General features: G+C 47.2%; 26 protein-coding genes. All 26 read left to right on the forward strand.

The genetic code is table 11. The features are described from left to right. Nucleotides 1-14: 14 nt before the first annotated feature. The 26 genes from P3X63_RS22825 (at nucleotide 15) to P3X63_RS07305 (ending at nucleotide 19,340) form a co-directional block, all read left to right on the forward strand. Nucleotides 15-320 (forward strand): hypothetical protein, encoded by a 306-nt coding sequence (locus P3X63_RS22825; RefSeq protein ID WP_410206905.1) that lies wholly within the window; start codon nucleotides 15-17, stop codon nucleotides 318-320. Next, a complete protein-coding gene (locus P3X63_RS07190) occupies nucleotides 317-1,123 on the forward strand; it encodes an ArsR family transcriptional regulator (RefSeq protein ID WP_277692662.1) in 807 nt (268 codons plus the stop codon). The genes P3X63_RS22825 and P3X63_RS07190 overlap by 4 nt, the downstream gene beginning before the upstream one ends. Next, on the forward strand, nucleotides 1,023-1,823 hold the full coding sequence (locus tag P3X63_RS07195; RefSeq protein WP_035428014.1) for an ATP-binding protein: 801 nt from the start codon (nucleotides 1,023-1,025) through the stop codon (nucleotides 1,821-1,823). The genes P3X63_RS07190 and P3X63_RS07195 overlap by 101 nt, the downstream gene beginning before the upstream one ends. After that, nucleotides 1,823-1,993, forward strand: a complete 171-nt coding sequence (locus P3X63_RS07200; protein WP_201278492.1) for a hypothetical protein — start codon at nucleotides 1,823-1,825, stop codon at nucleotides 1,991-1,993. The genes P3X63_RS07195 and P3X63_RS07200 overlap by 1 nt, the downstream gene beginning before the upstream one ends. A 93-nt stretch (nucleotides 1,994-2,086) precedes the next feature. After that, nucleotides 2,087-2,431, forward strand: a complete 345-nt coding sequence (locus P3X63_RS07205; protein ID WP_026586581.1) for a hypothetical protein — start codon at nucleotides 2,087-2,089, stop codon at nucleotides 2,429-2,431. Then, a complete protein-coding gene (locus P3X63_RS07210; protein ID WP_026586582.1) occupies nucleotides 2,428-2,631 on the forward strand; it encodes an XtrA/YqaO family protein in 204 nt (67 codons plus the stop codon). The genes P3X63_RS07205 and P3X63_RS07210 overlap by 4 nt, the downstream gene beginning before the upstream one ends. A gap of 114 nt (nucleotides 2,632-2,745) precedes the next feature. After that, nucleotides 2,746-3,249, forward strand: coding sequence for a sigma-70 family RNA polymerase sigma factor (locus P3X63_RS07215; protein WP_026586583.1), 504 nt, complete (start codon nucleotides 2,746-2,748; stop codon nucleotides 3,247-3,249). Nucleotides 3,250-3,365: 116 nt separating this feature from the next. Next, the gene (locus P3X63_RS07220) at nucleotides 3,366-4,172 is read left to right on the forward strand and encodes a terminase small subunit (RefSeq protein WP_277692663.1); all 807 of its coding nucleotides are present in this window, start codon (nucleotides 3,366-3,368) and stop codon (nucleotides 4,170-4,172) included. Then, the gene (locus tag P3X63_RS07225) at nucleotides 4,169-5,464 is read left to right on the forward strand and encodes a PBSX family phage terminase large subunit (RefSeq protein WP_077737002.1); all 1,296 of its coding nucleotides are present in this window, start codon (nucleotides 4,169-4,171) and stop codon (nucleotides 5,462-5,464) included. The genes P3X63_RS07220 and P3X63_RS07225 overlap by 4 nt, the downstream gene beginning before the upstream one ends. A 3-nt stretch (nucleotides 5,465-5,467) precedes the next feature. Next, nucleotides 5,468-6,979 carry a phage portal protein gene (locus tag P3X63_RS07230; RefSeq protein WP_026586586.1) on the forward strand — a complete coding sequence of 504 codons (1,512 nt, stop codon included), beginning with the start codon at nucleotides 5,468-5,470 and terminating at the stop codon, nucleotides 6,977-6,979. A gap of 7 nt (nucleotides 6,980-6,986) precedes the next feature. Next, on the forward strand, nucleotides 6,987-7,835 hold the full coding sequence (locus P3X63_RS07235; protein ID WP_077737000.1) for an XkdF-like putative serine protease domain-containing protein: 849 nt from the start codon (nucleotides 6,987-6,989) through the stop codon (nucleotides 7,833-7,835). A gap of 17 nt (nucleotides 7,836-7,852) precedes the next feature. Continuing rightward, entirely contained in the window at nucleotides 7,853-8,788 is a 936-nt protein-coding gene (locus P3X63_RS07240; RefSeq protein WP_077736999.1) for a phage major capsid protein, read from the forward strand. Nucleotides 8,789-8,793: 5 nt separating this feature from the next. Next, nucleotides 8,794-8,970, forward strand: coding sequence for a YqbF domain-containing protein (locus P3X63_RS22830; protein WP_142246132.1), 177 nt, complete (start codon nucleotides 8,794-8,796; stop codon nucleotides 8,968-8,970). Next, entirely contained in the window at nucleotides 8,964-9,338 is a 375-nt protein-coding gene (gene yqbG / locus P3X63_RS07245; protein ID WP_277692664.1) for a protein YqbG, read from the forward strand. The genes P3X63_RS22830 and yqbG overlap by 7 nt, the downstream gene beginning before the upstream one ends. Then, complete coding sequence (locus tag P3X63_RS07250) at nucleotides 9,335-9,691, forward strand: DUF3599 family protein (RefSeq protein ID WP_277692665.1); 357 nt, start codon at nucleotides 9,335-9,337, stop codon at nucleotides 9,689-9,691. The genes yqbG and P3X63_RS07250 overlap by 4 nt, the downstream gene beginning before the upstream one ends. Then, a complete protein-coding gene (locus P3X63_RS07255; RefSeq protein WP_026586591.1) occupies nucleotides 9,688-10,176 on the forward strand; it encodes an HK97 gp10 family phage protein in 489 nt (162 codons plus the stop codon). The genes P3X63_RS07250 and P3X63_RS07255 overlap by 4 nt, the downstream gene beginning before the upstream one ends. 12 nt (nucleotides 10,177-10,188) lie before the next feature. Further along, complete coding sequence (locus P3X63_RS07260) at nucleotides 10,189-10,629, forward strand: hypothetical protein (RefSeq protein ID WP_026586592.1); 441 nt, start codon at nucleotides 10,189-10,191, stop codon at nucleotides 10,627-10,629. After that, nucleotides 10,630-10,845: a YqzN/YkzM domain-containing protein gene (locus tag P3X63_RS07265; protein ID WP_026586593.1), complete on the forward strand. Its 216-nt coding sequence runs from the start codon at nucleotides 10,630-10,632 to the stop codon at nucleotides 10,843-10,845. Continuing rightward, entirely contained in the window at nucleotides 10,845-12,191 is a 1,347-nt protein-coding gene (locus P3X63_RS07270; protein WP_277692666.1) for a phage tail sheath family protein, read from the forward strand. Before P3X63_RS07265 ends, P3X63_RS07270 begins: the two co-directional genes overlap by 1 nt. 1 nt (nucleotide 12,192) lies before the next feature. Beyond that, a complete protein-coding gene (locus tag P3X63_RS07275) occupies nucleotides 12,193-12,636 on the forward strand; it encodes a phage tail tube protein (RefSeq protein WP_026586595.1) in 444 nt (147 codons plus the stop codon). Nucleotides 12,637-12,794: 158 nt separating this feature from the next. Further along, a complete protein-coding gene (locus P3X63_RS07280) occupies nucleotides 12,795-13,244 on the forward strand; it encodes a phage tail assembly chaperone (RefSeq protein WP_026586596.1) in 450 nt (149 codons plus the stop codon). A gap of 41 nt (nucleotides 13,245-13,285) precedes the next feature. Next, on the forward strand, nucleotides 13,286-13,423 hold the full coding sequence (locus P3X63_RS07285) for a hypothetical protein (RefSeq protein WP_142246159.1): 138 nt from the start codon (nucleotides 13,286-13,288) through the stop codon (nucleotides 13,421-13,423). Between the two features lie 414 nt (nucleotides 13,424-13,837). Beyond that, nucleotides 13,838-17,350 (forward strand): transglycosylase SLT domain-containing protein, encoded by a 3,513-nt coding sequence (locus P3X63_RS07290; RefSeq protein ID WP_481748570.1) that lies wholly within the window; start codon nucleotides 13,838-13,840, stop codon nucleotides 17,348-17,350. Further along, the gene (locus P3X63_RS07295) at nucleotides 17,343-17,999 is read left to right on the forward strand and encodes a LysM peptidoglycan-binding domain-containing protein (protein ID WP_026586598.1); all 657 of its coding nucleotides are present in this window, start codon (nucleotides 17,343-17,345) and stop codon (nucleotides 17,997-17,999) included. The genes P3X63_RS07290 and P3X63_RS07295 overlap by 8 nt, the downstream gene beginning before the upstream one ends. Before the next feature lie 55 nt (nucleotides 18,000-18,054). After that, the gene (locus P3X63_RS07300; RefSeq protein ID WP_277692901.1) at nucleotides 18,055-19,035 is read left to right on the forward strand and encodes an XkdQ/YqbQ family protein; all 981 of its coding nucleotides are present in this window, start codon (nucleotides 18,055-18,057) and stop codon (nucleotides 19,033-19,035) included. Continuing rightward, on the forward strand, nucleotides 19,032-19,340 hold the full coding sequence (locus tag P3X63_RS07305) for a DUF2577 domain-containing protein (RefSeq protein WP_026586600.1): 309 nt from the start codon (nucleotides 19,032-19,034) through the stop codon (nucleotides 19,338-19,340). The genes P3X63_RS07300 and P3X63_RS07305 overlap by 4 nt, the downstream gene beginning before the upstream one ends. Nucleotides 19,341-19,348 lie beyond the last annotated feature (8 nt).

The following is a 19,348-nucleotide window of genomic DNA, read 5'->3' on the forward strand; positions in this document are numbered from 1 at the left end:
AAGAAGGCGATGTGATGAATCTCGAACATCCTATGATTACACAAATCCGGGCCTATGGTTATCCGCGGGAGGCTGTCGTTCGGCAGCCGATATGGAAGGCGAAAGCAGGGGCCGTAGAAGGGGGATACAGCATGGAGGCGATTGCCATTCCATACAGCAATAACCGGTTTGACCAATGGAGACTTGGAGAAGCCGGCGGATCGATCTCATTTACAAAGGACGGAACGCCGGTGTTTCAATTTGAAACGAAAGACCAATATGAGCGATATGTGATGCTCAAGCGAGAGAGTGCCTCTACAGCGGAAAGAGGCGGCCGATGACTGAAAAAAGTTACCCGTTCCCGATTTATTCAGGCATTTTAAACCGGAAGCATTACGACAAAATCGGCAGCGCCATCTGGCTGTTTTTATGGTGCATCAGTTCAACGACGAAAGAAATTGAAAAAGAAGACATCACATGGGGAATTGTGCTCGGAAATAAGCCGCTGAAAGCGTCGGAGCTCGCCGCCGTATTCGGTGTGAATGAAAAAACGATCAGAAGGTGGCTTTCCCAGCTCGAACAGAGCGGTTACATTGCTGTGACGCGGGCTCCTTACGGTTTGATTCTGTCTGTCAGACATTCGAAAAAATGGCTGGCCCGAAATGTCCGTTCACAGTCTGCGGAACGGACAAATGAGTCTAGTGATACCGGCAAACCTGTCCGATCTAATCAAGATGTTATACAGATGAAAACAAAACAAAAGCAAATTCAGGCGGTTGCTGAACGTTTCGCAGCTCTCAGGTCTTTGCAGGAAGGAAGGGATGTCCGGCCTGCACAGAGGGATTATGAAGCCATCGCCCGGATTGTCGCCCGCGGTGTCTCATTGCCGCAAACAATCAAATGGCTTGAACAATGCTTTCTCGAGTATGAAGAACGGAGAAAAAGCAAACAGGAAACGATCAAAGTCTTCAGCTACTGTGAAAAATATATCCTGGATCGACTGCAAGAGTCAGGCGCCGGGACAAGGTCAAGGAGGGAAAATAATGGGCAGACGCACGATCGACGATGTCATGAAAGAACTGAGAAAAAAAAGCCGTTCATTACAGGCGGCCAAACCGGACGAATTCGCCGGCAAACGGTTTGACTGCCCCATGTGCAAAGACGAACTCGGGTTTATCGAGCGGCGCGGAGATACGGAAGTATGGGTGGCATGCCCCTGCAGAGAACGGCGCAGGGCGCAAAGGCTTTTAAAGTCCAGTGAGATTACCGAAGCATTTAAAACCCTCAGTTTTGAACATTTTAAGACCGAAGGCAAGCATCCGTCTGTACAAGACGCTTATGATTGTGCCCTTGAATATGGACAAGCTTATCCGGAGATTCGAACAAGCCGGAGAAACAGCATCGCGCTTTTAGGACGTCCGGGATCGGGAAAAACCCATTTGCTTACGGCGGCAGCCAATCATCTGATGCAGAAGCTTTATGTGCCGGTCCTTTATTTCCCTTTTGTCGAAGGATTCAACGATTTAAAACGGGACTTTGCATTGCTTGAGGATAAGCTAAACAGGATGAAGCGAGTTGAAGTTCTGTTTCTCGATGATTTGTTCAAGCCTGCCGGCGGTAAGCCCAGGGCAACGGAATGGCAGATTGAACAAACCTATGCGGTCGTCAATTACAGATATTTGAACCATAAGCCGATTTTGCTTTCAAGCGAGCTTGATATAGAAGAAATCATCGCGATTGATGAAGCGCTCGGTACAAGGCTTGTAGAAATGTGCCGGGACTTTCTCGTCATCCTGAAAGGGAACGCTTTCGACATCAATCATAGACTGGAGGGAATGCTTTAATGTGCCGACTATGTGAAGGAAGAAAAACAGTGCACAGGCAGATCGGCTCCGCTACAATGTTCGCCGCCTGTCCGAACTGCCGGGACAAACGCGGCGATCTGACGGAGACGATCAACAAGCTTGAAGCATTGATGCTCAAAATGAAAGCAAGGGTGAAACAGAGTGCTTAAATGTTTATATAAGCTGATTGTCATTTTTCTGACAGCAGCGAAAAAAGAGGCGCAAATTGAAAAATGGCTTCAGGAAGACGGAAGGTGAAAAAAGTGAAACAAGAAGCTCAAGTTTACAGTCCGCCGCCATGGCGCATCGTCAGAACGAGCTCGGATTTATACATTTATTCAGCATACAGTCAGCAGGAGAAACAGCGCTTCCCGTATTCAAACGGGAGGCTCATCGCCCAAATCGCAGATTACACCGCATTTTCTCAACAAAAAAATGCTCATTTAATCGCCGCGGCACCAGAGCTGTTGACTGCATCAAAACTGGCTCTTGCCTATTTGCGGAGCAAAGGTCCGGCCGCCCCCGAGTCGATCGAGGGTAAGCTGATCCATGTTTTAAATAAAGTCATTTCAAAAGCGGAAACACAACATGAGGAGGAATCAGAATGAAACACCCGACACAAATCCGTTCCTTAGAGGAGACATCTCTCGCAAGCCGCATCACAAAGGGGAAGGTGACGGTGATCGTCCTTGACGGAGTCAAAGGAACGGCATGGCAGACTGAAGCCCCGGAGCACGGAAAAACGGTTGTGGAAACGCGAAAAGGAGACCTGGCCAGGGTCGATTTTGAAATCGGATATAAACTTTAGCAGATTCGAAAATGGAAGATGTCCAAGACGGAAAGCCTGCGGACACTGATCAGAATGCACTGGTTGCAGCTGATTGGTGTCCTTTTTTATTTGGAAAAACGGAGGGAACCGAACATGGAAGATTTACTTTTTCAATATAAAAGAACATTGAAGGCGACAAAAAAATTGTATCAGCCATTACAAGATGAACATGAATTGACGGCTGAACAGCTGAAAGATAAGAAGCTGATCAGAAACATGATCACGGATTTGGAGTATGTGATCGCCTGGCTTGAGAACGGCAGAGAGCCTGGGATCAGACGGGCCATTGACAGGCGGGATTCTTATAAACGAATGCTGATCAAGGACCCGCAAATCATCGATACTTTTTCAGAACGGATGACATTCCAGCCGGCTCAGGAGCTTTCACCGTTTGACAAAGCCCGGATTGAAGCGGCTCTTTCCGTTCTGACGGCAAGGGAAAAGGAAATCTTCATCTTACATAAAGTAGAGCGATTTTCCTATGAGCGGATTGCCGCGATGCTCGGCATCAAAAAGTCAACCGTGCAAACCAATGTGAAACGGGCGCAAACAAAAATGGCAAAGCGAATTGAACAACCGCTGGATGATTTGGCATAAAAACATTCACACTTGTCATACGTTTGCCACCTATAAGTGAAAGAAGGAAACAAACGTTCGCACGAATGAAAGATCAAATATAACAGGCTACAAAAGAAAGGCGGTGAAGACCTGCGATGCCAAGGCCAAGAGACCCGAAAAGAGACGAGGCATTCGAGCTTTTTAAAAAATATGAAGGAAACATTGCAAATCGGGCGATCGCTGATGAGCTTGGGGTTTCAAACCAAAAGATCAGCACCTGGAAAAGCCGCGACCGCTGGAAGGAAGCGTTAAACAGCGGACAGAAACGCAAGGGAAAAGATGCCGGCCTGATTCACAGTGAAGGGCTGAATGAGCGCCAGCGGCTGTTTTGCATTTACTATGTCAAAAGCTTCAACGCCACTCAAGCCGCCGTTAAAGCGGGATACTCGCCTGCGAGCGCTCATGTGACAGGCTGCCGTCTTCTTAAAAACGAAAAGGTTGCCGAAGAAATCAGGCGCATCAAAAAAGACATGGTGGGCGAGATTTTCGTCGAGGCGATGGATGTCCTTCACGTCTATGTAAAAATCGCGTTTGCAGATATAACGGATTATGTAACATTCGGCAAGAAAGAAGTGCAGGCTGTCGGAAAAGCAGGGCCGATCTTTGATGAAGAAAACAATCCCGTCATGAAAGAGGTCAGCTTTGTCGATGTCAAACACTCCGATTTCATCGACGGTTCAGTGGTCACAGAAGCGAAGCTCGGAAAAGAGGGAATCAAGATCAAGCTGGCCGACAAGATGAAGGCGCTGGACAAGCTGTCTCAATACTTTGACCTGTTCCCGGATTCGTTTAAACGGAAAATCGAAAAAGAAAAGCTGAAGCTTGCCAAACAAAAAGCGGAAAAAGACGCTGAAGACGGTACGGTTGAAGTGCTGATCACCCGAAAAGGTGATTCGGTTTGATCAGGAAGGAAATCAATCCCCATTTTGAAGATTATGTATTCAACTGGGAGCAGACCTTTCAGTTCCTTGTCGGCGGCTACGGTTCATCAAAAAGCTATCACACCGCATTAAAAATCATGTTAAAGCTCTTGCAGGAAAAGCGAACCGCGTTGGTTGTGCGAGAGGTGTTTGAAACACACCGCGATTCCACCTTTTCATTATGTTCAACGATTATTGAGGAGCTGGGGGCGCAAAAAGCGGTACAAGCGGTTTCTTCACCGATGCACATCAGGTTTGCCAATGGGAGCCGGATCATTTTTAAAGGCATGGACAATCCGTCTAAATTGAAATCGATCAATAATATATCGCTGATCTGGATTGAGGAATGTTCGGAAGTGAAGTATGAAGGCTTTAAAGAACTGATCGGCCGGCTGCGCCACCCTTTTTTGAAGCTCCATATGATCTTGACGACAAACCCTGTCAGCAAAGGCAGCTGGACGTACAGACACTTTTTTAAAGATGAGCTGAAGAAACGGTTTATTTTGGACGACGAAGCCTTATATAAAAAGCGGATTGTCACCGTGGGTGATACGTATTACCACCATTCCACGGCAGAGGACAATTTGTTTCTGCCGAAAAGCTACATCAGGCAGCTTGACGATATGAAGGAATATGATCCGGATCTTTACCGGATTGCCCGGAAAGGCCGCTTTGGAGTGAACGGCACAAGGGTTTTGCCGCAGTTTGAAGTGATGAAGCATGAAACGGTCATGAAACAAATCGACCGCATTTCAAATCCTTTAAAGCGAACCGGAATGGACTTTGGGTTTGAAGAATCCTACAATGCCGTCATTCGTGCGGTGATCGATCCCGAGCAAAAATACCTTTATATTTACTGGGAGTATTACAAAAACAAGCTGACAGACGATATGACGGCGAAGGACCTTGATGAGCTCCGCGGCACACAGGAGCTCATTAAAGCCGATCCGGCCGAGCCGAAAAGCATCCAGTATTTCAGGCAAAACGGTTTTAATATGATAGGCGCCCGCAAATTCCAGGGGTCCCGCCTCCAATATACGAAAAAAATCAAACGGTTTAAAAAAATCTTTTGCTCCGACCGCTGCATCCATACGATCTATGAATTACAGCCCCTGACCTATGCCGCGGATAAAGACGGACACCTGAAAGAGGACCGGTTCACGATTGACCCGCACACTCTTTCCGCTTTATGGTACGCGCTCGATGACTATGAAGTCACAGATTTAAAAGCGGAACCGGATGTGAAACAACGTCCGAACAGGAAAAGGAGGTAACACATGACTTCTCAACAAATGGTAAGAGCAAAGGTCATGAAATCCCAGTATCGGGGACCTGTGACAAAACAAATTTATGAAGATCAATTTTCGGAGATTTACGGCGATGACATTCTCGCGCCTCCATACAATCTCAAGGAGCTGAAAATGATCGCCGAATATTCTTCCATTCTCCAGCAATGTATTGATGCCTATAAGACAAATATTGCCGGATTCGGGCTTTCAGCCGAATACGCATTTGATTTTAACGGAGCGGATGTAACACCTGAGCAAAAAGCAGCGGCTGAAGCTGATTGGAGCAAGCTTGAGGAATTTTGCCGCCATCTTCATTTCGATGAATCGGCTGAAACGGTGTTGGGCTATATGATAGAAGACCGGGAAAAAACGGGGAACGGCTTTTTGGAAGTGTTAAGGAACGGCGCGGGGCAGCCGGCGGGAATTGAGTATCTTGATGTGAAAAACATGCGCGTCTGCGGATTGACAGAGCCGGTCGAGATCGAGTTTGCCTATTTAGAAAACGGAACCGTGAAAAAAATGAAAAGGCAGAAAAAATTCCGCAAATATGTTCAGATGATCGACGGAAGAAAGGTGTACTTCAAAGAGTACGGCGACCCGCGCATCATGGATATGACAACAGGCGAATTTAACCGGAAGACGCCTGTTGAAGAAAGGGCGAATGAAGCGGTTCATTTTAAAATCGGCAGCGGTGTTTACGGTGTTCCCCGATGGATCGGAAATATCGTCAATCTCTACGGCGCGAGGAAGGCGGAAGAACTGAACTACATGTATTTCAGACAGGGGCGGCATGTGCCGGCTGTGATCACGGTCGAAAACGGCATGCTTTCAGAGACTTCCTACAGAGAGCTGCAGGAATATATGAATGATTTGGAAGGTGTCGAAAATGCGCATAAGTTTCTTTTGATCGAAGCGGAAGGCATTTCTCAAGAAAAAGATATCCACGGGACGCAAGATATTACCCCGGTGAAAGTGGAGATCAAATCGCTGGCTGAAATCTTGCAGGAAGATGCGCTGTTTCTTGAATATGACGAAAAAAGCCGCAATAAAATCCGTTCATCCTTCAGGCTTCCGCCGCTTTACACTGGAGACGCCCATGAATATAACAGGGCAACGGCTGATACAGCGCGCAAAATAACCGAGGAACAGGTTTTTGAGCCGGAGCGGAAAATCCTGATCGGCAAGCTGAATACGCTGTTTCTGCGCGACTTGCGGATTCATCATGCCCGGCTGCAGTTAAAAGGACCAGACTTTCGCGACCCGCTGGAGATCGCAAAAGTGCTTGGTCCTTTTATTCAGGCGGGAGCGGTTTCCGCGAACGATCTGCGGGATTTGGCGGGAAGGGTGCTCGGCAAAACGCTTGACGAATGGCCTGAAGAAGCTTACAACCGTCCGGCAGCCGGACAGGCCCAGACTCAGGGAGCTTCTGAAATCGCAAGCCTCCTGCCCGAATTAAAAGCGATGATCGAGTCGTTCAACAACAGCCCTGAAAGGAGGTGAACACTGCGTGCCGAGAGAGCTGAAAAATGCAAAAATCAATTTCGTCAGTTATGTCGACAAGGCAGCCAACCAAAAGAGATTCTTTTTAACCAAATCAAAGCAAACGCCGACCTTTCAAAAGGAAGTCAAGCTGATCGCAAAAGCGGAGGATGAAAAAAAGCTCGTCTACGGTGTGGTCTATGAACCGAATGTCATCGATGCCCACCAAGATTTCATGACGGCTGAGGAAATCCAAAAAGCGGCTCACGGTTTTCTGAAAGACGCCCGCAAGATTGACAAAGACCACAATTTTCAGGGCGGTGTCGGCGAAGTTGTCGAATCCTATATCGCTCCGGCCGATTTTGAAGTGAACGGCGAAACGATTGCCAAAGGCTCTTGGGTTCTGGTCACAAAAGCGTGTGATGAAGTCTGGGAGCAGATCAAAAAAGGAGAAATAACAGGCTACAGCATGGCCGGCACCGCTGAAACGCTTGACCATCAATCAGCACCCGGCGAAAAAAACGATGAGGCGGGCAGCTTCATTCAGATGTTTAAGCATATTTTCGCAGGAAATAAACAAAAAACGGGAGAGGGAGAAAAAGAAATGAAACGAGCAGAAGTCCAGGGAACGATCGAATCTGTCTTGGCCCCGCTTCTTAAGCGCCTTGACGCATTGGAAGAACAGACGGAAGCAAACGAAAATCAAGAGCAATCAGACATTGACAAACATGTGAAAGACATCGTCCAAAAAATGCTCGAACCCCTTATTGCACGCATTGAAGCACTGGAGAAGACGAGAGGCGCTTCAAAGCAGACGGCAGATGAAAAAGGCGAAGCAGAAGAAGTGAAAAAATCGATTTGGAGCGGACTGCTTTAATTAAGAGGAGGAAAACAATGAGAAACCAAGATATTATTCAGAAAGCTGAAATGTCGCTTGCATCGCTGAAAAGCGGAGGATTGATGAATCCGGCGCAGGCTTCCGCATTTATTCGCATGGTGCAAAATACGCCGACGATTTTCAATGAATCACGCGTCATCCAAATGGAGAGCGATTCACAGAAATTTGAAAAAATCGGATTCGGCCAGCGAATTTTAAGGGCAGCCGATGAAGGAAAAACACTGACTGATGATCAATTAACCGTTCCTGTGACAAGCACCGTGCAGCTGAACACGAAAGAAGTCATCGCAGAAGTCAATATTACGTATGACACGCTTGAAAACAACATCGAAAAAGACGGTCTTACAAATACGCTGATGCAAATGCTGGCCGAACGGGCCGCCGTCGATATCGAAGAACTGATTGTCAACGGTGATGTCACATCGTCCGATCCGTATCTCGCCCAGCTTGACGGCATCAGGAAGCAGTCCGTTTCCCACATCGTCGATGCCGGAGGCGAACAAATCAGCCGCCAGCTTTTTAAACAGGGGCTCAAAGCAGTACCTGCGAAATACATGCGCGTTCCCCAAGAATTCAGGTTCTATACATCGATCGGTCAGGAAGTGGAATGGAAGGACCGCGTCGCAGACCGGCAGACCAATCTCGGGGATGCGGCCGTTCAAGGCGGGCTGTCAACCGCATTCGGCGTGCCAGTAAAAGGGGTATCAAACATTCAGCCGTATACCTATGGGGAAGGGGATGCAGCAGGAGAAGCTTCGGACATCATTTTGACGCATCCGAAAAATATTATTCTCGGTTTCTCGCGGAATATCAGAATCGAAGTTGATAAAGACATTCGCGCCCGCAAATTTATCATCGTCCTGACTGCAAAACTGGACAGCAAATTCGAAGAAGAAGATGCCGTGGCAAAAATCATGAATGTGAAAGAGTAGCAGCAATGTATAGCGCAAGACTCGTAAAAGGCAAAACATATGATGTGAAAGGCATAAGGTTCAGCTTTCAAGAAGAACAGCCCATTTCCAGAGATCTTTACAGGTATTTAAAAGGAAACCCATGCTTTGAAGTGAAGGAAACGCGCCGGAGGATGGCGGGAAAGGATGAACGAAAATGCTGATCACACCTGATGATATCATCCAGTATTCCGTGTTTGAGGCTGTGAAAAAACGTTCTCCCGAGTTGCTGCGCCAGGATATTCTCGAAGCCGAAGCAGATGTCAGACAGATCACGGGCCACCTTTTCACTGATGTGACATATCAGCCGCTGCCGGACAAAGCAAGGCTCGCGTTGCTGAAGCTGGCGCAGTATCATGCGTTAAAAAACGGTGATGAGTCATTCATGAAGGGCTATCAATCCGAGAAGTTAGGAGACTATTCTTATACCCTCTCCGGCGGCGGGGGCATGGTGAAGCCGGATGTTTACAAACTTCTTGAAGAATATATTTCCGATTACGAATCCGCCCGCTTCAAGGTGCGTGCGATATGAGCTACCGGCATTTATTGAGCGACCGCTGTGATATCTATCACGTCAAAAAAGAACAGGCGCCGGAAACGAAATACGGCGTTCCGGCGGCGGACCTTCAGCCGCTTCGCACATACGGAGAAACCCCTGATCACGTCGATGTTCCCTGCTATTTTGCAGAAAAAAATCAGTCGCTTGTGCAAAAGGATCCGGAACAGGTCATTTATCATTCTTATTTGGTGCATTTTCCGCGGGATGCGGATGTCCGTCTGCATGATCAAGTCGTCTGGAACGGTACCGGCTACACACTGCAAAAACCGCGAAACATCAAAGATCATCATTGGGAAGTGCTCGCAGTAAGGGATGAAAAACTATGAAAATCACAGGCTTGAAACAGCTGTCAGAAGCGCTTGACGAAGCGGCAAGCGGAGGCTTTCAGAAACAGGCGGCCGCCTGGCTGGAACAGGCCGGACTCGATTTTTTAGAGCTCATCAGCCGGGAAATCATTCAGGCGGAATCTGTTGATACCGGCCGGCTGCTGCGCTCATTCCGGCGGGGAGCCGAGGAAAATATTTGGATAGTAGAAAGCGGCGGGCTGTCGCTTGAACTAGGCACTGAATTGGAGTATGCCTCATTTGTAAATGACGGCCATTGGACAGGAGCAAAGGACGGAATCAGGTGGATTCCCGGAAGGTGGCAGGGCGGCCGCTTTTTCTATGATCCCGGATCAACGGCCGGTATGGCCTTGAAACGCAAATGGGTGGAAGGGACAGGCTATTGGGAGCACGCGTTTTCGATATTTGCGCGTTTATTTGAAGAACGCCTGTCTGAAAGGCTGGAAACTTGGCTCGATTCCTTGTAAGGAGGTGATGATGTGAACGATGAAACGGGATCTGTCATGAATTTCTTTTATCAAACATTTCCTGCGGTATGCTATGAAAAAGAAGTTCCCGATCATTTTCAAATCCCGTCGCTTTATTTTCCGCCTCCTCGTGTCTTTGATGAAAATGATACAGTCTCAACGTTCAAGAAGGTGTTCACCTTGAATGTCAGACTGTTTCATCATGACTCACAAGCGGCCCTCGATCAAGCGGAACGGATCGCAGACGCCGTAAGAGAGGCACGTCATATGATCCCGCTGATTGATCAGTCGGGCGCCGGCACCGGGGAAAGCTTGAGAATCAACAGAATCGAGACAAGGATCGGGGATCGCGGGACGGCCTCCATTATTGTGCAATGGAACAGCCGCTACTGGTATAAAAGAGAGGCTCAGCCTTCACTTGAAACAATTGATGTGACAAACGGGGTGAAATAATTGACAGTCAGCAAAAAGACGAAATCAGCAGCAAAAAAGGCGCCACAGGAAGCGCTTTTTTACATTGAGGATCTGCGGGAGCACGCGAAAGAGCTTTTCGGTGTAAAGCCGGAAGTGCTTGACGGTGCTCTTTTTCATGTGAAAGAAAGACAGATTGCAAAAACCGAAGCAAGTCAGCTTATCCAAACATTTTTAGCCAAGGAGGTCATCAATTAATGAACGGCGGAACATTCACACCAGGCAAAGAAAAAGAGCGTGCCGGCATTTACTTTAATTTCAAAACGACAGCAGAGGAACGGGTCTCTCTCGGAAACCGCGGCACTGTGGCGCTTCCTCTTGTCACCAGCTGGGGAGAGCCGAAAACATTCGCAGCCATTTCAAGCATCGAGGATTTAAACAAAAAAGTGGGATTGAACATTGATGATCCGTCTCTTCTGTTATTCCGCGAAGCGAAGAAAAACGCGGAGACGGTCCTTTTATACCGATTAAATACAGGTGTTCCAGCCAAAGCTCAAATTGGCGAAACACTGACGGTCACTGCAAAATACGGCGGTGAAAAAGGGAATAACATATCCATCCGCATTTCCGAGAATGTTCTCGATCCAAAAAAATATGATGTGACGACGTTTGTCGGTACAGATGAAGCAGACCGCCAGACCGTTACGACAGGTGCAGAGCTCACGGCAAATGCTTATGTCATTTTTCAAGGTGAAGGCGCACTTGAGCTGACAGCCGGCACGGCGCTGTCCGGCGGTGAAAACGGTACAGCAAGCGTCGCGGATTACACGGCTTTTTTGGATGCTGCCGAAAAAGAATATTTTCATACGATCGCTTTGCCTGTCGCTGACAACGAGCAGCTGAAAGCGACATTTGCAGCTTTCATTAAGCGTCTGCGCGACAAACAAGGCCAAAAAGTTCAAGGTGTTGTCGCCAATTATGCCGCTGATCATGAAGGCATCATAAATGTGACAGGAGGCGTCGTCCTTGAAGACGGCACGGAAATCACTCCTGACAAAGCAACGGCATGGGTGGCCGGAGCCAGCGCGGGCGCGACTTTTAATCAGTCATTAACCTTTGTCGAATACGAAGGTGCTGTTGACGTTCTTGACCGCCTGGACGAAGACCAGGTGATTGAGCGCCTCAAAAAAGGCGAGTTCTTATTTACCTTTGACGCCCGCGATCAATCGGTCAGCGTCGAAAAAGACATCAACTCTTTAACAAGCTTTACGGAGGAAAAGAACAAGAAATTTTCGAAAAACAAAATCATCCGCGTCCTCGACGGGGTGAACAACGACTTGACCCGTGAATTGAAGACTTTAATCAAAGCCCGTAAAGCAAGCGGCAGCGACATTCCTGCTTCCGAGGACGGATTGCAGTATGTCAAAACATTGATCATCCAATACATGACGGCGCTTCAGGAAGCGGGCGGCATTTCCGGTTTTGATTCGGAAAACGACATTGCCATTGCACTGAACGAAGACCGCGACGGATTTTTAATCGATGCAGCCATTCAGCCGGTTGATGCAGCAGAAAAATTCTACTTTAATGTGGAGGTAAAATAATATGGCATTAAAAGCGCAAAACACGATTTCAGGAAAAGAAGGACGCCTTTTTCTTGACGGTGAGGAAATGGCGCACATTAAAACATTTGAGGCGAATGTTGAAAAAAATAAAGCGGAAGTCAACATCATGGGACGCCGGATGACCGGCCATAAAACAACAGGCGCAAATGGTACAGGAACGGCGACCTTCTATAAAGTAACGTCTCAATTCGTCACTTTAATGATGAACTATGTGAAAAAAGGCGATGATCCGTATTTTACTCTTCAAGCCGTCCTTGACGACCAGTCGTCAGGCCGCGGAACAGAACGCGTCACCTTGTATGACGTGAACTTCGACTCCGCCAAAATCGCCAGCCTTGATGTCGATTCAGAGGCGCTTGAAGAAGAAGTTCCGTTCACATTTGAAGATTTTGATGTGCCGGAAAAGCTGAAAGACACCTTTTAAATAAAAACAGGCTTAAAGGTGCTGGTCGCACCTAATGAAGCACGTTCGCCGGTCCTGCCATAGAAACAGATCGGCAGGAATATTTAACCAAGTGCTCTCGCTCATCCGAGGGCGCTTTTTATTGTGCAGAAATGAAAATTCAGGAGGAGCAATCAACCATGAGCGAAAAACAAGAAGAAAAAGTATACGATCTTTCCTTTTTTATGCCTGGCCAAACCGTTGAAGCCGAGGAAATAAAAGTGCCGATTTCAAAGCGGTTCGCTGATAAAAAGGGCAATGTCATTCCGTTTGTGTTCAAGCCGATTACAACAGAGCGAATCGATGAGCTGGAAAAAGAAAATACAACATATAAAAACATCAAAGGCAGAGGCCGTGTCAAAGACCTCGACACCCAGCGTTTTTATGCGAGAATTGCGATCGAATCCACCATCTATCCTGATTTCCGTTCAAAAGAATTAAGAGACGCATATCAAACAGCCGATCCTGTCGAAGTCGCCAAACGCGTTCTCTCCGTCGGCGGAGAATACGCAAACTGGCTCAATAAGGCGATTGAAATCAACGGCTTTGAAGACGATCTCGAAGACCTGGAAGAAGAAGCAAAAAACTGATCAAGGATGGGAATAAAGAAGCGGTGTATCTCTATTTTGCGATGCATGACCTTCATTATTCTCCATCCGAGCTTCTCGAGCTTTATGAGGCGCCAAAACCTTTTAAAGCTTTATTGTACGGCTTGATCAGCTACAAGCTTGACATCTTGGAAAAAGAAGCACGGAAAGGAGGTACATAATCCATGGCTAAACTGACTGCACGTTTTGAGCTGGAAGACCGGGTGTCGAAGAAGCTGCGGCGGATTCAAAAGGGTTTTAAGAATTTAGAGAAAAGACGAAAAATGCTCAGCCGTCCACTGACTGTTAAGGTCAGGGCTGACAAGGCCGCGAAAACATTGAACAAACTTCATCTTACATTAAAAGCAAATCTGAGCTCATGGCAGCTGAAGATATCGGCTGTTGACCTGGCAAGCAGCACCATTCAAAACATCTCGGATCAGCTCCAAAAGAACCTTCCCGAGAGGTTTCAATTCACGATCTCTGTTCATGACCAGGCGACAGCGGGCATTCGTAAAATTAAAAACATGCTTTCCGCTCTCGCATCTCATGAATATACGATCACCACAGCCGTCAATGACCGAGTGACCGGAGCCGTGCAAAAAATCACCGGTTACATGAAGGCGACATTGCAAAAAGGATTTACCGCAACCCTGTATGTGATCGATAAAGTAACAAAAACAGTCAGCCGGATCTCATCATTTATCAGCAGCCATTTTGCAAAGGAACATCAAGCGACCCTCACACTTAATGACCAGGCAACAGGCAAACTCCAAGCTCTTCGGAAAAAACTGAATGACATAGAGGCGAAGAAAACGATTGAAGTCAATGCAAAAGTGGAAAAGCCGGGCGGTGAATCCTCAGAGGGAAAAGAAGAAGCGATATGGACGGCAATCCTAAATGCAGGTAAAGATAAGTTTGTAAAATGGGTAGAGGGTCTTCCCGAAAAGATTATGGATAAGTCGTTTGATGCAGTGCTCGGAAAGTTCTTCAAGGGAGAAGATGGTGGCGGTGGCTGCTGCTGTGAAGGCGGCGGTTCTCTGATCAATGAACCGGCGACAAGCAGCAGGCCTGGAAGTGAAGAAAGCTCTCCTGCAGGAGGGAGAGGTTCCGGGAGAAATCCTTCTGGAAATGGTTCCGGAGGCAGATGGAAGAGAGGCCTTAAAGCATTGGGGAAGGGGGCAGGAAAACTTCTCCCTTATGCAGGGGTTGCATTATCTGCTACTGAATTAATGGACATGAACAGCGAAAATGCAGGTCAAAAAATCGGTTCTGCAGGCGGTGGAATTGGAGGCGGGCTAGCCGGTGCAGCTGCGGGAGCGGCACTCGGAACAGCCATTCTTCCAGTAGGCGGGACGGCAATTGGAGGCGCTATCGGCGGCATCGTCGGCAGCATGGGCGGCTCAAGTCTCGGTGAATATTTTGGGAAGATGTTAGACGACAACGGCGGCGTCATGAAGACATGGGATTCCATTGTAAAAAAATCAGAAAAAACATGGGGTAAAATTCAAAAAACATGGGAGAAGGTGTCTGACTGGTTCACAGATAATGTGTCAGATCCAATCTCTAAAGCTTTTGATGATGCCCTCACTTGGATCCAGGACACATGGTCAAGCATAACAACTTGGTTTCAGGACAACGTTTGGACTCCTTTGATCGAACCCGTCGTTGATTTTGCTATTAAGGTCTGGGAATGGTTTGTTCAAGCGTGGAATTGGATTCAAAATACTTGGAATACCGTATCAACATGGTTTAATGATAACGTTTGGATTCCCTTCTACAATATTGCAGTAAGAGTGATAAACAATGTCGTCGGTTTCTTTGCAGTTGCCTGGTCCGTCATCCAGTTGGTATGGGGGGTAGCCTCATCTTGGTTCATGGAGTATGTGTGGAACCCGATTCTTGGACCGGCGGTTCAAACGGCAATCAGCATCTGGAATTGGCTTGTTAAAGCATGGAACTGGATTTCTGAAACGTGGTCCACCGTTTCAACTTGGTTCGTCGAAAACGTTTGGGACCCAATTCTTGTTCCGGCCATACACACGGCAACCGCCATTTGGGACTGGCTTGTTAAAGCATGGAATTGGATTCAGGAAACATGGAACACCGTATCAACATGGTTTATTGAATATGTTTGGGATCCCATTTTAAAACCTGTCATCAAACTTGCAATGGATATCTGGAACAAGTTTGAAGAGGCTATAGAAAATATTAAAGAAACGTGGAAGGGAATAGATAAGTGGTTTCATAAGCTTTTAGATCCCGTTTTAGACCTCGCCAAAGAAATCGGTACGGCATTTAAAAATGCATTTGGTTGGGCTGGTGACCTCTGGAAAAAAGCACAAGATTTTGGAGGGTCTGTAAAAGATGGCTGGAACAATCTTATATATGGTGACAATGAAACAGCCTTTGAAAAAATCGGTAAAGAAAAGACTGGTTTCGAGCGGAAGAAGAAACCAGATACAAAGGCTACGGGCGGCTATATCACCAAACCAACCATCTCCTGGATCGGGGAAGCCGGAAACGAATTTGTCATTCCAACTCAAAACAACCGCGGGCGCGGAAAAATGTTGTTGGCACAGGCAGCAACTCAGCTTGGCATGCAGGTTGTCGATGATATTGGTTCGGCATCCGCTGATGCAGGAACTGTAACACCTATTTCAAGTGCGGCTTCTTATTCTGCCTCTGTCTCACCATCGATGAATACGGGCGGCGATGTTACGAATCAAGCATCGTCATTTGGTCAGCAATTCACAGATGGTTTTGATGAAGGATTAAATTCAAACGTTGTTTCTATGGCAGAATGGAAGCAGAAAAATATTCAGACGCCATTTAATAGTTTGAGTGCCTTATCTCCATCCTTCGGGAAAAATGTGGTGACTGGATATGCTACAGGGCAAAATGCGACTGCGACCGGTACGGATGGCTTCCTGCAGTCCAAAGTCAAAGCGCCATTTCAAAATACGGTTAATTCAGCATCTTCTTGGGGTGTGAATACTGTCAAAGGATTCGCGGCTGGCCAGAATTCTACGCCTACAGGTACAAACCAATTTGTCAGCACTCATATCAATAAGCCATTCCTTGATGCGAAACAGTCATCAACCGGCTGGGGAAATGGCATGATTGGCAACTTTATAACGGGTATGAATTCAAAGGGCAGTGAAGTGAAAGAAGCTGCCAAAGAGCTGGCCAAGAAAGTGGAACAAGCCTTCCGCGATGAATTGGATATTCATTCTCCATCCCGAGTCATGATGAGTCTCGGGCGTTTTGCGTCTGTCGGTATTGTGAAAGGGCTAAGCTCTGTCGATGTGAAGAGCTTCGCCGAAAAACAAGCCGGCTCTCTAGCTGCAGCATTCGCAGGGATGGGAGCAGTCGGCGGAAACGTAAAAGATTGGCTACTCAAAGCCCTTATGATTACAGGCACGCCGATGAGTTGGCTTGGTCCATTATCTCAAATGGCTATGCATGAATCAGGTGGAAACCCGCGGGCTGTTAACTTGTGGGATAGCAATGCCCAACGTGGCACGCCATCCAAAGGGTTAATGCAAACGATTGATCCAACCTTTAACGCCTATAAGATGAAAGGGTTAAATGATATCTGGAATCCGATTCATAATGCTGTGGCGGCCATTAATTACATTAAAGCTCGTTACGGTTCAGTTTTTAATACGCCGGGAATGAGCAGTAAGCGAAATGGCGGCGGCTACAGGGGTTATGCCAATGGCGGCCTCATCACAAACGAACAAATTGCCCGCGTCGGCGAAGGCGGAAAACGGGAATGGATCATTCCCGAAGAACGCGGCATTCGCGGCCGCTATCTGCTGCAAAAGGCTGCAGATGCGCTCGGAATGGAAGTCCATGATCCGGCTTCTGAACCGTCCGGCTCTATATCAAGCGGCCAAGCGGCAGCTGCGACAACAGGCCAAAGCCGTATAGAGCAGCCGCCTGCAAAAGGCGCCAAAGAGCTCAATATTTATATTACCGGTGATCATCACTACCACAATGAGCAGGATCATGAGACATTGATTGCCAAAATCAAGCGTGCCCTTGTCGACGAGCTTGAACGAGACATCCATATCGGAACGAAAGGAAGCGTAGCGTATGACTAAATCCGTGTACGAATTTTGGCTGACGCAAGGCAAGGAAAAGCTGCGCCTTCCCGTTCTGCCGGAGCAGCTTGAAATCAGCGATAATCTTGGAAACGAGTCGGTAAAGGTGGCGAAATTCGGCGAAATCACCTTTATTAATGAACCGGGTGCGAAAACGATTTCGTTTTCGTCGCATTTTCCGAAACAATATTCTTCACTTGCAGAATACAAAGGGTTTCCATCACCGGAGAATGCGATTCTTAAGATTGACAAATGGCTGAAAGCAAAAAAGCCGGTTCAATTTCTCGTGACCGGGACGAAGATCAATCTCACATGCAGCATTGAAAGCTTTTCCCATCATGAAGGGGAAAAGGACATCGGTGACCGCGATTTTGATATCACCTTAAAGGAATACAAAACAGCTTCGCCCCGAAAAATCAAACAAAAAAAGAAAACAAAAAAGAAACGGCCGTCAAAGGCGGCTCCGAAAGTTTACACCGTCAAAAAAGGAGATACGCTCTGGCATATTGCAGGGCGCTTCTATGGAAACAGCCAAGAGTGGCGGAAAATTTGGAATGCCAATAAACAGGTAATGATTAAACGCAGCAAGCGCAACATCAAGCAGCCGGGCCATTGGATTTTCCCGGGGCAGAAGCTGAAAATACCGTAAAATAAAGCACCGGTGTCTCCGGTGCTTTTTCGTAAATCAAAAGCAGGGGATAATGATGATCGAATTATTTGTCATAAAAGAAAGCGAATGGTATGAGCTTGTCACAGAAAGCGTCTCATTAGAAGGGCAAAGATTTCAGGCGCCGCGTTCGATTGAGGCGCAGATCGTGATCAAGCAAGGGACGCAGCAGTACTACAGCGTACAGGAAGGTGATACCGTGCTGTTCAAGTGGAGGGGAAAGGAATTGTTTCGCGGGATCGTTTTCAGCAGGGTGCCGAAAGAATATACGATGACGTTTAAAGCGTATGATATGCTGCAGTACTTAGTCAAAAACCAAGACGTATATGTTTTTTCCAATAAGTCGGCCGATGAGATTGTCAAACGGATTGCAAGCGACTTTCAAATTCCTAAAGGTCCGATCGCCGAAACGGGGCATACGATCAAAACGCTTGTATTCAAAGATAATACCAGCCTGTATGACATCATTTTAAAAGCGTTGAAGGAAACGAAAAAACAAACGGGCAGACAATACCAGCTTTATTCAGAAAAAGGCAGGCTCTGTTTAAGAGCATGGCCGGATCCTGAGGAGGTTTGGGTATTGGAAACCGGCGTCAACATTACGGATTACAGCTACAGCACATCAATCGAAGAAACGGCAACCAGGGTGAAATTGAGGAAACAGAAGGATAACAAAACCTACACTGCCGCCGCGAGCGATGAAGCTGCCATGAAAAAGTTTGGCGTTCTTCAGTATACAGAAACGGTTTCCGACGATATTAACCAAGCTCAATTGCGCGATCGGGCAAAGAGGCTGCAGGCAGAAAAGAAAGGTGTCAAAAAAGAACTGAAAAGCATACAGGCCATCGGTATTCCCGGAGTCCAAAGCGGTCTGCCGGTTTATATTTCGATTCCGGAAGCCGGTGTCAAACAGACTTACTGGGTTGATAAAGATAAACATCATTTTTCCGGAACGAAGCATATCATGACGATTGATGTCGTAGCCAACAATCATCTACCTGAAGGAGCATCCTCATGAGATTAAGCGATGCGATCAAAGAGCTGGCTCTTGGAGCCGTACATTATGAATCACCTGTTGATATCATGCCCGCGGAAGTCATTTCTGCCTCTCCGCTCAAGCTTAAACTCCGCGATCATGAAAAGTTGGTGATTCCGTCCGACTTATTGGTGGTGGCCAGGCATTTAACCGATCATACGATGCAGATACGGGTTGACGGAGAAGAGAAAACCATTCGCTTTTACAATCAATTACACGAAGGCGACCGCGTCATGATTGCCGCCATGCCGGGCGGGCAATCTTTTTTTGTGATCGACCGGATATAGGAGGTGGT

Source organism: Bacillus sp. HSf4, assembly GCF_029537375.1.
Lineage (GTDB): Bacteria > Bacillota > Bacilli > Bacillales > Bacillaceae > Bacillus > Bacillus sonorensis_A.